Raw genomic sequence first — 13,369 nt, forward strand, 5'->3', positions numbered from 1 at the left:
ATATATTGAATACTACAATACCAAACGGTTAAAGGCAAAATTAAAAATGAGTCCGGTACAGTACCGAACTCATTTTGAGAAAGCTGCCTAATGAAATAACCGTGTCTAACTTTTGGGGGTCACTTCAAATTCGCGGCTTTTGTTGTTGAGAGAGATTGGACTCCAATCGATTATACGGCAGATAATGATTCGTTCACGCGTTTTGCTTTCAACCTGCCAAACAGGAAGCGAACGGTCGGGCCTACAATGAGGAGTTGAAGCGGCAGCGCAAACACGAAGTTTTTAATGAAGATGGAGAAGTAGCTTCCAAGCAGTGATTCCCCTCCGAGCCCGTTTGCATAGTAGGAGGAAGCTAGCCCGTACATGGACATAAAAGTAACCATGCCGATCACCATACAAAATGCCATCATCACAATCATAAGAATTTTACTGGATTTATTACGCAATAAGGAAAAAACAATTTTCTTTGCTATGGGTCCGACAACAAACGATTCCAATAAGAAGGCAATCACAAAGCCCAACACCAATTGCAGAAGTATGGCCATAAACGATATTTTCCCAATTAATCCGTTTGTGAACAAATTGTAGGAGGTCATCATGATAACCATCCCCGCACACATCATCAAACCAAAATAAACATTTTCTTTTTTTGTTGCTGGCAAGTTCATCATCCTTTCTAGTTACCTTTGTCATTATAGAGATCGGAGAAAGTCTCTCGTAAGTGAAAATTCTGTGAACATTTTCTAAAAACATTCCTTTGCAAAGTACAAAAATGACTAATTTCATTGCATTTCAGGGTGGGAGATCCTTTATTTGGTTTTATAGTCCTAAAGGACCTACGGCTGATATGCGTGACCTTCATATCGTGATAGGGTAAAGGCTAGGATAAGACAGCCAAGCGAAGTGGAAACTAACGAAGCCGCCGTCAATCCTCCTTTTTTATCGCGAAATGACCACATTACGATATTGGTCAATTAGTACTGGATACGAATTCACCCGTCCGGACAAAGGGACGCATACTAAAGAAACTATGGATCATGGAGGGAGATCGAATGTCGCATATGAAGCAAGTACCTCAACCTAAAACTTACGGACCGCTCGGCAATCTGCCGCTGCTGGATTCCGCTGCTCCGGTCCAATCGCTTGTGAAGGTCGCCTCGGAACTTGGGCCGATATTTCAATTTCAATATCCGGGTGGACGCAGGGAGCTGTACGTCTCCGGCCACGAATATGTCAAGGACGCGTGTGATGAGAAGCGTTTTGATAAACGAATCTGGGCGCCGCTTCAGAATGTCCGTCCTTTTGCAGGTGATGGATTGTTTACGAGCGCTACACACGAGCCCAACTGGAAAAAGGCACATAACATCCTGCTCTCCAGCTTTAGCCAGCGTGCGATGCAAGGCTACCATACCAAAATGGTTGATATCGCGATGCAGCTCATCCAGAAATGGGCTCGGCTCAACCCCGACGAATCCGTGGACGTTCCTGCCGACATGACTCGTCTGACGCTGGATACCATCGGCCTGTGTGGTTTTAATTATCGCTTTAACAGCTTCTACCGGGAAGACAATCACCCGTTTATCGACAGCATGGTGCGGGCCCTTGATGAAGGCATGAATCAGCTGCACCGTCTGGGCATACAGGACATGTTTATGATTAAAAAGAAGCGGCAGTTTCAGGAAGATGTCCAGAACATGTTCTCGCTAGTTGACGAGCTCATTCAAGATCGCAAGAAGTATGGCGGTGAAGAAGGGGATTTGCTCGCGCATATGCTGGAAGGCGTCGATCCTGATACAGGCGAGCGCCTGGATCAAGAGAATATTCGTTATCAGATGATTACGTTTCTTATCGCGGGGCATGAGACGACAAGCGGATTGCTGTCCTTTGCTATTTATTATTTGCTGAAAAATCCGGATAAATTGCATAAAGCGGTAAGCGAGGTGGACCGCGTTCTGAAAGATCCCGTGCCGACTTACAGCCAGGTGCGGGAGCTCAAATACGTCCGCATGGTTCTTAGCGAGTCACTGCGTTTATGGCCAACTGCGCCTGCCTTCTCGTTATATGCGAAGGAAGATACGGCAATCGGAGGAACCTATCCGATTCAGAAGGGGGACAGCGTAACGGTCCTGATTCCGGGACTGCATAGGGACTCCCGCGTGTGGGGAGACGACGTGGAGACGTTCAGACCGGAGCGCTTCGAAGATCCCAGCAAGGTGCCGCATGACGCGTACAAACCATTTGGCAACGGACAACGCGCATGCATCGGGCAGCAGTTTGCGCTGCAGGAGGCAACCTTGGTGCTTGGCTTGGTGCTCAAATATTTTGAATTGATCGATAACCAGTCTTATGAGTTAAAGGTTAAGGAAACCCTCACATTGAAGCCGGAAGGGTTCCATATTCAAGTTCGAAGCCGTCAGGACGGGGCTGCACTGTTGGTTCCGGCAGGAGGCAAGACGGGAGCAAACGATTCGGAGAAGCAGGAATACGCCACGTTGTCCGATACAACCGGGACTAATGCTCATCATACGCCGCTCCTCGCTTTATACGGGTCCAATCTGGGCACGGCAGAGGGGATTGCCCGAGAGGTGGCGGATGCTGCGAAGCACCAAGGGTTCGACAGCCAGGTGGGCACACTGGACGATTATGCCGGAAAGCTTCCGAAGGAAGGGGCCGTCATCATTGTAACCGCCTCGTACAACGGACAGCCGCCTTCCAATGCCAAGGCATTTACGGAATGGCTGGAGAATGCCGCTGAATCAGAAATTGAGGGTGTGCGATATGCGGTATTCGGCTGCGGAGACCACAACTGGGCAAGCACCTATCAGCGGATTCCGCGCTTGATAGACGATCAGCTTGCAATCAAAGGGGCGCAGCGACTGCTTGCGCGTGGTGAGAGTGATGCCAGCGGAGACTTTGAGCGTGAAGTCGACGAATGGACGGAGCATTTATGGCCGGATCTGATGCAATCGCTAGGACTCCCTCTTACGTCCGTCAATGTGGCGAAGCGCAGTGCCCTGTCCGTCCAGTTCGTGCAGGGAGCGGCCGCCGTGCCCCTGGCGGAAACCTACCAGGCTGTAACCGGGCACGTTGCTCATACCCGCAATCTGCAGCATGCGGACAGCGGAAGGATCACGCAGCATATCGAAATCTCGCTTCCGGCGGGAACGGATTATCGTGAAGGAGATCATCTGGGGGTACTTCCGGTCAATCCGGTGACACTGGTTCAGCGAGTGCTCCGAAGTTTCAAACTGGATGCAGGTGCTCATCTTATCTTGTCTGCTGAAGGAAGAAGCGGTGCGCATTTGCCGACAGGCATTCCTGTCCGCCTGGACGACCTGCTGTTCCGCAGCGTGGAGCTGCAGGAGCCGGCCACAAGAGCCCAAATTCGGGAGATGGCCGCTTACACGGTATGCCCGCCGCATGCCAAAGAGCTTCAAGAACTGCTTGCCGAAGCGACCTATCAGGCTGAAGTGCGAGCCAAACGGATCACCATGCTCGACCTGCTGGAGCGGTATGAAGCCTGCGAGCTGCCGTTTGAACGGTTTCTTGAGCTCCTGCCGCCATTGAAGCCGAGATATTATTCGATTTCCAGCTCCCCGAAGGTTAGCCCGAATACGGCAAGCATCACGGTCAGTGTCGTACGAGGCAGTGCTTGGAGCGGTCAGGGGGAATACCGGGGCGTGGCTTCCAACTATTTGGAACAGTTGGAGACGGGCGCAGAGGTTCTGATGTTCATTCGTTCTCCGGAGTCGGGCTTTGCGCTGCCGGAGGATCCGGCAACGCCAATCATCATGATTGGTCCGGGCACGGGCGTGGCTCCGTTCAGGGGGTTCATCCAGGCGAGACAAGCGCTTCGGGAGGCTGGGCAGGAGCTGGGTGCTGCGCATCTGTACTTCGGCTGTCGGAATCCGGAGCAAGACTATCTTTACCGCGAGGAGTTTGAGCAAGCGGAGAGAGAAGGCCTGGTCACCTTGCACACAGCCTTTTCAAGGATAGACGGTGTAGATAAGTGCTATGTCCAGCATTTAATGACACAAGACGGAGCGTCATTGCTGTCACTGCTTGAGGCAGGGGCACGAATGTACATTTGCGGTGACGGTTCTCGGATGGCCCCGGAGGTAGAGCACACACTAATGCTTTCCTATCGGGAAAGACATGGCGTTAGTGCAAAAGAGGCTGCCGCCTGGCTATCCGGGCTGGAGGCGTCGGGACAATATGTAAAAGACGTCTGGGCGGGATGATGGTCATTCCAGCGAATTTTGTTCTCCAGATCTCCTTTCGATCCAGTACTGTTTTTATGTTAAGATGATCAGTACATGAGTAATGGAAGAGATTCGAAGGAGAGTGTGACTTATGCGCGAAACTGAAACCTGTGTTCCGACTGGCGTGAAACCTCAAGACACCGGCTTTGGTTATACGTTATCCTTGATCGGCGGTAAATATAAAATGATCATCTTGTACTGGTTGTCTGAAAATAAGGTAATGCGGCATAATGAGCTGAAGCGAAGCATTGGTTCCATATCCTTTAAAACGCTAAGCATCATGTTAAAGGAGCTGGAGACAGATGAACTTATCGTTCGCACGGAATATCCCCAGGTCCCTCCAAAAGTCGAATACACCTTGTCGGAACGCGGACTATCCCTCATTCCTGTGTTACATATGATGTGCGAGTGGGGAGAGAAAAACAGTTTGCCGGCTATGGAAGCTGTGCAACTGGAAGCATGATGTTTTGTTATATTCAAAGAAGTATTTCCTGAACAAGGAAATACTTCTTTTTTTAACGGCTTCATTCGGTTTATTAATCACATGTTGTCTATGAACTTCAAATAGTCACGTGCACTTATATCCAGTGCGTTATCAGGAGGCGATAGGTCCATGTCAGGCGTGTTGCCGCCAGGAGCAGCCTCTTGTCCATAAAAGGCAAAGAACGAACGATAATCTGCATCGCAGTACAGGAAGGTCGTTTCAAAAGGAGTTAGGATCTGGGCAAGCGTGTAGCGATACCTTCCGTCTTCCCGATAATCTTCTTTCTTGATGCCGGCGGATACAGCTAAAGCCACTTTCCGATTCTTTAATTTATCGCCTCTTGAACCGTAAGCCCAACCATAAGCAAAAACATCGTCAAGCCATTTCTTGAGGAGTGGCGGGCAATTAAACCAATAGATCGGAAACTGCAGAACGAGATGGCTATGCGATTCAATAAGCTGTTGTTCTTGTTGCACATCAATGTTTCCGTCGGGGTAAACCTTATGCAATTCGTGTACCGTATATTTTTCCGGGTATTGTCGGAGTTCTTCTACCCACCGCTTATTAATGACGGATGTTTCCAGGTTTGGGTGTGTAACGATAACAAGTGTTTTCAATGATGTATCCTCCTTGAGCATGATTGATTTTCTTGAGTATAAAGCGCGCACTGCAATTATGTAAGTATGCACTTTTAGTACAGGTACTTACCAAAAGGTGAGTGTTGGCGGAGGATAACGTAGATTCTAGATTGTAGGGTTTTCTGAAAAATAAAAGACAACCATAATCGCATATTATGATATATAATAATTTGCACTGGCTGCATTAGAATGAACTCTCACGGGTACATAATTTCTAGATCACTCTCTGAATAACCGTTAAATGTATGTAAGGTCTATATTCGGAGATATTATCTGGTATCATATTTTTTTCATAAAGGAGTTCTTGTTTAATGGTAGATTTTTTTATGAAATTCAATCCCATTATCCAAGCATTACTAGCCACCTTGTTTACTTGGGGAATGACGGCGTTAGGGGCGGCTCTTGTTTTTTTTACAAAAACATTGAACCAGCGCCTGCTGGATAGTATGTTGGGTTTTGCCGGCGGTGTCATGATTGCGGCCAGTTACTGGTCCTTATTGGCTCCAGCCATCGAGATGTCGGAAGGCAATGCGATTGGAAACTGGTTTCCGGCTGCCTTTGGATTTTTGCTAGGTGGAGTCTTTATATGGGGAATCGATAAGGTATTACCCCATCTTCATCCCAATTCTCCGATTGGAGGAGCGGAAGGATATAACCCCAAGGTGAGAAAACGGAGTACGCTGCTGGTACTCGCAATTACCCTCCACAACATTCCGGAGGGATTAGCGGTCGGGATCGCATTCGGTGCGCTTGCTAATGGAGGAACTGAAGCATCGCTGGTGGGGGCTTTGACACTGGCCTTGGGCATCGGTATTCAAAACTTCCCGGAGGGCGTTGCAGTTTCCATGCCATTACGAGGTGACGGAATGTCTCAGAGAAAAAGCTTTTTCTATGGACAGTTCTCGGGTATGGTGGAACCCATTGCCGCGGTAATCGGCGCGGTAGCCGTCGCCTTTATTGAACCCATGCTCCCTTACGCATTAAGTTTCGCGGCAGGTGCGATGATTTTTGTTGTAGCCGAAGAGGTTATTCCAAGTTCGCAAGAAAAAGGGAATAAGGATTTGGCTTCCATGAGTTTAATGTTCGGTTTTGTATTGATGATGATTCTTGATGTGGCGTTGGGATAGCGACGAGAACAGCCAGCCGGGTGCGGACTGGCTGTTTTGTCGTTCACTCCGGCTAAGCTATACTGGACTAAAGTCGAGGTTCCCGTCTCATTCGCGGGACCAATGCTCAAGTCTCTAAATGGATGCTATACTGAATAGGACTTCAGGATTTGGCAGGAGAGAGACAAAAAGGGACGACGGAAGGAATGGGAACACATTATGCAAAAGAAAACAGGTATATTGATCGTAGTGGCCGGCGTACTGCTGTTGCTCTTTACGATGAACCCGATGAACATTTTTTCGGATGTTCAATTCGGATTTTCCTTTAAGACCAAAAAAATTAATGAAGAGAAAACATTGGCCGCTGATGATTTCCGGGATTTGTCCCTACAGACTGGAAGCTCCGACATTGAAATCACAAAAGGAAATGCAGACGAGATTAAAATCCGGTTGAACGGAAAGGTAAGCACGAAAAATGCAGACCAAGTGAAATTGAAGGTCGAGCCGAACGGAGATACGTTGGAAATCGGGGTTGATGTTCCTGACGGTATTGAGTTTGGCGTGAATATTATGGATATCGTTTTATCCGTGGAAATACCGGAAAAGCAATGGACTGCGGCCCAAATCGAAAGTGGAAGCGGCGATATCGAGATCGGAAATATGCGTGGAGATGCTGTCACCGTTAAGGCAGGCAGCGGGAATATCAATATTCAGGAAGTAAATGCAGGTTCACTTACGGTGTATACCGGCAGTGGTGATATTGAGGCAACGGAGATTGAAGCCGAATCCTTTATGTTGGAATCCGGATCCGGCACTATAGAGGCGGAACGCTACCATGCCACAACGCTGAACTTTCAGAATGGAAGCGGCGACGTGGAACTGAAAGACGGAGAGTCGGCCGTACAAGGAAATACAGGCTCTGGAAACATACACCTGGAATCGGAGCGGTTGATCCATAATACCGACCTCCGTGCCGGAAGCGGGAACGTAACCATCGATTTGGCTCAAGAGCCATCCTCCCTGGAAGTTGATTATCAAGGAAGCTCCGGTGAAGGGAAAGTCGAGTGGGACGGAATACAGTATGAGGTAAAAGACGAAGACGAAGGCAGACTGAAGGGGAAGTTCGGCAATGGCGACATAGCGCTGAAAGTTCGCACGGGCTCTGGAAACTTCAAGCTGGAATAAAGTTGATCACAATAGAATCGATGATTTGAAGAGAAGACACCCCGAATTGGTATTCTCCCCTCATGGCAGACAACGAAAAAAGACATCTGTTAAGATGGCTTTACATGTTGTCTGCCGGAGGGGATTTTTTCATGGGAATAACAGCGGGCTTCCGTGATGGATGCGCGAGAACAGTAGGAGCACCTGATAGAAGAGCATACTACGGCTGTCGTCGACCGCTGGAGTCATCCTTCTGTTACTTTCGTATAACACTGATCCCATCATATGGAGGGAACTTTCAGTCGGACACGCAGCTAAAAAAACGGGTCAAGGATATTATCTACGTTCGTGCGGGGGAGTGCAAACTCTGCAAACTCACGGAGACTGTTCAGAAAAACTAAACGACCGCTTCCCATTGGAGTTCCGGGAAACGGTCGCAGCTTAAAGATGTCACTTTATTCGCGTCAACTTGACAGGGTTATGACCAACTTCGGTGTTTCTTTCATTAAAAACCAAAAGCTTGTTGAATCAGTCTCGCATAGATGGCGGCAGCTTCCTTGCGCAGAAGTTTGTCGGACGGCCGATAATCGGCGGCCCCGTTTGCGTCTGTTGTCACCTCGGGTCCATGCATCCCGGATCCGACCATGAACTGTACGGCTTCGTCTGCCCATGCAGCCGGTTTTGAGCTGAGTTTGGCCGGAACCGCCTTGGCGCCAAGCGTGTTTTGGGCCACACGCCATATTATAGCAGCAGCCTCTTGGCGCGTGATCGGCTGATCCGGTTCAAAGTTCTGGGCTGGTGTGCCGGTGACACCTCCCATGTCCGCGACATTCTGCACATAACCAGCGAGAGGGTGCCCTTGCATATCCTTAAACGAACTCGCGCTTTCGCTAGGCTTCATCCCGGCCAGACGGCTGATAACACTGACAAACTCTGCCCGCGTAATCGGTTCATTCGGTTGGAAGGTGGATTGCTCATTCTCTCCAAAAGCCTTGAGGGACTGCATGAAGTAGATATCCTTGGCATAAGGATTCTCTTCCGGAACGTCGCTGTACGCAGCAGGCTCCGCGAGCTTCTCGGACATGCTGTCTATCGCCGTATAATACATATACGCCACATTGCCGTTATCATCTTCCTTGAAGGCGGCAGGCGTACCGTTCTCATCTACGAATCGCAGCGGACCGACCGGCGTGAGTTTATGTTCGCCCAATGCATCCGAGACCAATAACTCACCTTGGCCGGCCTTCACCTGTGTGGCGATAATCGGTGTTCTCAAACTTCTGAACATGCCCTCGAATTTCTTGAGCTGCTCCTGATTAAGCGGGAAGTCGTTCGGCTGAACCTGCTTCTTCGGATAAAAATGATCCATAAATGCGGTGAAATATTCGGCGCGGATCGATGTGCTCGCGTCACTGTTAACAACGATCAGGGCTCCGACATTCTGGTCGGGAAGGAGCCAAAGCCAGGAATGATAGCCATCCAAATCGCCACCTTTGCCAATCAGGGTTTGGCCGTTATGGCTGGTGTGCATAAACGACTCAAAACCGTATGACATCAACGGAAGACCAGCTGCATCATAATGCGTCTGATGCATCAAACGCATGGTCTCTTCCTTCATTATTCGAGAAGATCCGAACTGGCCCTTATTTAGATGGGCAGTGATGAAATTGGCCATATCGGTACCGGTGGCGAACATGCCGCCTTCCGGCGCGATGGTAGGTATGTTTTGGTACGGCTTAAACGGATGACGTTCGGAATTGTAGCCAGTCGCAAGGTTTGCGATGATATCCTCATCCATCCGAAATGCAGCGTGCTCCATTTGTAGCGGGGTGAAAATATGCTTTTTTACATAATCTTCAAACGGTTCTCCTGATACCCGCTCGACAATGTAGCCCTGCATGGAGGAGGCAAGATTATCGTAGCGGTAAACCTCTCCTGGCGTGCGAACCACAGCCGGTGCATTTAACCGGATAAAGTCGGCAAGCGGCACCTCGCCCTTCTGAATGATATGCTGCGGAAGCGAGTAGTCGTCCGTAAAGTCGAAGCCTGTCGTATGGGTCAATAAATGCTCAACGGTGACGGGTGTCCCGGTGTTGTTGGTGATTTTAACATCCGGCATATAATGGGTTATGTCTTGCTTCAGGTCGATTTTCCCTTCCTCTACCAGTTGCATGACCGCCGTCGCGGTTATCGATTTGGATATCGAGGCCATGCGGAACAAGGTTCGATCGGGGTCAATCTTTTTCTTGGATTCAAGGTCGGCATAGCCGTAGCCCGTATTCAGCAGCACCTTGTCGTCTTTTACGACCACAACAAGCGCACCAGCCAGCATGTCCGAAACCTGGGGTTTGGCAAAATAGGCGTCGGTGAACGCCTTGACTTCTTTGGCACTCAGTACCGGTGCTCCCGTATGCTGTGTTAAAGCTGTACTTGAGGCGGGTTTAACTGTATCGGCAAAGATATCGGCAGGGAAAGCCAGCAGGCTAGCGGACAGTACGGAGGCTGCCAGGACACGAATGGTTCTGGATTTGTTTTGTTTATTTGGCTTCATGGGTTCCTCTCCTTGTCAATCGTATTTGATTTCCACTTCATGGTAGACGATGGAGGGAGATGGAAGAACGGTCCGCAGAATGAGTTTTAGCTGGCTCTTCGGAGGGAACCAGGCCTCGACTTTGGTCCAGGGGAGATAGAATAACCGAGAGCGAAATTGATGGTTTTATACCAATGTTTTTAATTAGTACAATTATTTTGTGACATTTAGGTAATATACTATCAAAATTTATACTTCTTATTTTATAATAGTATAAATATAGAGGTGACTGGGGGATGAGGAAACTGAATCTATACATTAAGGAGAGCGGAAATAAGCAGGCAGCAAGGATGATCGTTTTCTTGCATGGCGGCGGTGTAAGCGGATGGATGTGGAGCAAGCAGATTTCCTTTTTTGAAAACAGCTTCTGCCTGATACCTGACTTGCCCGGACATGGGCGCAACACCGGCAATCCGCCTTTTTCCATAAGCCGCACCGCGGAGCAGCTTAACGAGGTCATTTCGACCAAAGCTGATGGACGGGAGATTGTTGTCTTCGGCTTTTCACTAGGTGCGCAAATTCTCGTAGAGATGATATGTCAGCGACCCGGCCTTATTGATTACGCCATCGTAAACAGCGCATTGCTACGGCCGATGCCGACAGCGCTTAAGCTGATTGAACCTTCCGTTCGAATAAGCTTCCCATTAACAAGATACAGATGGTTTTCCAGATGGCAGGCAAGCACGCTGTATGTGAATGAGGTTGATTTTGAACAGTATTACGCGGAAACACTGCATATGAAGCGGGAGATGCTGGTTTCAGTGCTGAAGGAGAATATGTCCTATTCAATCTCTCCGCGGATTCAAGAATCCACAACGAAGCTATTGGTTACGGTTGGGGAGAAGGAGAGAGGCCGTGTTAAAAAGTCCGCTGAAGATCTCGTGCAGCTGAGCGAAAACGCTGACGGGATCATCTTTCCCGGTGTTGGGCACGGCATACCGCTTGCTGATCCGGCGCTGTTTAATCGGGTAGTGAACCATTGGCTTAACACCGGTACAATTCCGGAGGGTACTCCTCATTTATAGCGGGGACGGTCAGATCATAATCCTTCTCAAAAAATGGCTGTAGACTTTGCCCTTAGGGCAAGGTGTATAGTGATTTTGAACCAAGAGCGATAAACCAGAAAAGAGGTGAACCTTTGCTGTCGATTGGAGAATTCTCCAAAATATGCGAAGTATCTACCAAGACACTTCGATATTACGATGAAATCGGATTAATACATCCGGATCAGATCAATCCGGAAAACGGTTACCGATATTATTCCATTAGTCAATTAAAGAAAATGCTTTATATTAACCGTTTGAAGTCTTATCATTTTTCGCTGGAAGAAATCAAGGAGATTCTGGACGAGGAAGCGGATCCATCCGAAGAGAAGCTTCGCTTCGCCCTTCATCGCAAACGTAGGGACATTCAGGAGAAGTTAGACACGTATGAATATATTCTAAAACAAATGAACCAGGATATCTTGAATCTGGAGCAGGGCATACATCTGATGTCATATCTGGATGATATCGAAGTACAGCTTGTTGAAACAGAACCAATGAATATCCTTTACATGCGTCAGATGATGAGCAGAGATGACTATGCTTTAGGATACGGCGGGTATTACAGCAGTTTGTACGAAAAGATTGCCAGGGAGCAACTTACTTTGGTTGGAACACCCATGACGATATATCACAGTCCGGAATTTCATCCTGCAGGCAATGACACCGAGTTCGCCCTCCCGGTCAGGGAGGCTGTAAAGGGAACGAGAGTGTTGTGCGGGGGCCTTTGCGCGAGGTCTGTTTTAAAGGGGGCTTATTCCAATTTGACATCGGTATATGCCAAACTGAGGGAATGGATAGAAGATGAAGGATATGCTTTGACTCAATCGCCCTATGAAGTTTATGTAACCGACCCCTATCAGGCCTTGACTGCCGAGAAATTGGTTACCGAGGTGTATTTCCCCGTGACCAAAAAATAAGAGATTTACATATACCATATAGCTTAAATAACGAATTCTGCGAGGTATCTATTATGAATAGAAGCTGCTGGCCAACGACATTATGGCAAACTCTAGCCCCGGCGACGGTGGGAATGGACGCTGACAAGCTTTCAGGGCTGGACACATGGATCAAAAGCGATTATCCCGATATTCATGGCATAGTCGTGGTTCGACACGGAGCTATCGTTTATGAAAAATATGATCATGGGTATGGCCCGGAGGATCGGCACCATGTTGCATCGGTTACGAAAAGTATCATATCCGCTCTCATTGGCATTGCTATAGATGCGGGCTATATACAACATGCAGATCAGAAGGTGCTTGATTTTTTTCCAGAATATGAACCTAGAGCTGATGCTCGACAACAACGGGAAATAACGTTACGCCATCTGCTCACGATGACGGCTCCCTATCCATTTGAGGATTGGCACGAACCACTGGACAAACTGTGCATGCAATCGAATTGGGTTCATTATACGCTGAATATGCTGGGCATCGGTGGAAGTCTCGGAGCATTTAAGTATTCTACTGCAGGGGTGCATCTCCTCTCAGCTGTCATAACTCGCAGCACAGGTAAAAGTGCCCGCGCGTTTGCTAACGAACACTTGTTTAAACCGATCGGCATGAACGAAATTCCGGATTATGACATGAATTCATTCGGATTTGATGATTTATTCGGAAAAGACGTCAGGGGATGGGTTAAAGATCCGGCTGGCAACTCCACTGGAGGGTGGGGGCTTACGTTAAGTCCTCGAGATATGGCTCGTTTCGGCTTTCTTTATCTGAACCGCGGCACATGGGACAATCAGCCCATTATATCGGGAGCATGGATTGACCAATCAACGGCGATGAATTCCAACCATTATGGATATCTATGGTGGTTGCGCGATGAGGACGGAGTATCTGCGTACTCGGCAGTAGGCGATGGAGGCAATATCATTTGCTGCATTCCGAAGCAAGACTTGGTCGTAGCCATTGCATCAGCTTTTACCGTCAATCCTCGGGATCGCTGGACACTGATTAAAGAACGCATTATCCCGGCGGTCATCGACTAAATAGATCATCGCTTTTTGCTCAGTATCGGCGTTCAACATGTGGTTGACGTCAAAAGAACAAAAATATCTGTGTATCTGAAGCCGCC

General features: G+C 48.4%; 11 protein-coding genes. 8 read left to right on the forward strand and 3 right to left on the reverse strand.

The window, feature by feature from the left end:
* Positions 1–91, forward strand: a 91-nt coding sequence (locus tag AK95_RS33555; RefSeq protein WP_162487510.1) for an IS3 family transposase, incomplete at its 5' end; no start/stop codon positions are given.
* A 79-nt stretch (positions 92–170) separates the two neighbouring features.
* Here the strand turns inward: AK95_RS33555 and AK95_RS19725 are convergent.
* Positions 171–662 (reverse strand): DUF2798 domain-containing protein, encoded by a 492-nt coding sequence (locus AK95_RS19725; RefSeq protein ID WP_071221621.1) that lies wholly within the window; start codon positions 660–662, stop codon positions 171–173.
* 390 nt (positions 663–1,052) lie between these two features.
* Between AK95_RS19725 and AK95_RS19730 the strand changes: the two genes are divergently transcribed.
* Complete coding sequence (locus AK95_RS19730) at positions 1,053–4,241, forward strand: bifunctional cytochrome P450/NADPH--P450 reductase (protein WP_071221622.1); 3,189 nt, start codon at positions 1,053–1,055, stop codon at positions 4,239–4,241.
* A gap of 112 nt (positions 4,242–4,353) precedes the next feature.
* Positions 4,354–4,725, forward strand: a complete 372-nt coding sequence (locus AK95_RS19735) for a winged helix-turn-helix transcriptional regulator (RefSeq protein ID WP_071221623.1) — start codon at positions 4,354–4,356, stop codon at positions 4,723–4,725.
* Positions 4,726–4,802: 77 nt separating this feature from the next.
* Here the strand turns inward: AK95_RS19735 and AK95_RS19740 are convergent, their stop codons facing one another.
* Entirely contained in the window at positions 4,803–5,363 is a 561-nt protein-coding gene (locus AK95_RS19740; protein WP_071221624.1) for an NAD(P)H-dependent oxidoreductase, read from the reverse strand.
* A gap of 332 nt (positions 5,364–5,695) precedes the next feature.
* Here AK95_RS19740 and AK95_RS19745 point away from each other — a divergent pair, with 332 nt between their 5' ends.
* Together AK95_RS19745 and AK95_RS19750 are read left to right on the forward strand one after the other, a co-directional pair.
* A complete protein-coding gene (locus tag AK95_RS19745; RefSeq protein ID WP_071221625.1) occupies positions 5,696–6,511 on the forward strand; it encodes a ZIP family metal transporter in 816 nt (271 codons plus the stop codon).
* A gap of 198 nt (positions 6,512–6,709) precedes the next feature.
* Positions 6,710–7,675: a DUF4097 family beta strand repeat-containing protein gene (locus AK95_RS19750; protein ID WP_071221626.1), complete on the forward strand. Its 966-nt coding sequence runs from the start codon at positions 6,710–6,712 to the stop codon at positions 7,673–7,675.
* A gap of 484 nt (positions 7,676–8,159) precedes the next feature.
* On the opposite strand, the gene AK95_RS19755 is transcribed toward AK95_RS19750, so the two are convergent.
* Positions 8,160–10,205 carry a serine hydrolase domain-containing protein gene (locus AK95_RS19755; RefSeq protein WP_071221627.1) on the reverse strand — a complete coding sequence of 682 codons (2,046 nt, stop codon included), beginning with the start codon at positions 10,203–10,205 and terminating at the stop codon, positions 8,160–8,162.
* Positions 10,206–10,480: 275 nt separating this feature from the next.
* On the opposite strand from AK95_RS19755, the gene AK95_RS19760 reads away from it, so the two are divergent.
* The 3 genes from AK95_RS19760 to AK95_RS19770 all read left to right on the forward strand — a co-directional run bounded on the left by AK95_RS19760 (position 10,481) and on the right by AK95_RS19770 (position 13,283).
* Entirely contained in the window at positions 10,481–11,269 is a 789-nt protein-coding gene (locus tag AK95_RS19760) for an alpha/beta fold hydrolase (protein WP_235613166.1), read from the forward strand.
* Positions 11,270–11,382: 113 nt separating this feature from the next.
* Positions 11,383–12,207, forward strand: coding sequence for a MerR family transcriptional regulator (locus AK95_RS19765; protein WP_071221628.1), 825 nt, complete (start codon positions 11,383–11,385; stop codon positions 12,205–12,207).
* A 53-nt stretch (positions 12,208–12,260) separates the two neighbouring features.
* Positions 12,261–13,283 (forward strand): serine hydrolase domain-containing protein, encoded by a 1,023-nt coding sequence (locus tag AK95_RS19770; protein ID WP_071221629.1) that lies wholly within the window; start codon positions 12,261–12,263, stop codon positions 13,281–13,283.
* Positions 13,284–13,369: the final 86 nt, after the last annotated feature.

The sequence above is a fragment of the Paenibacillus sp. LC231 genome (genome assembly GCF_001860525.1).
GTDB lineage: Bacteria > Bacillota > Bacilli > Paenibacillales > Paenibacillaceae > Paenibacillus_AQ.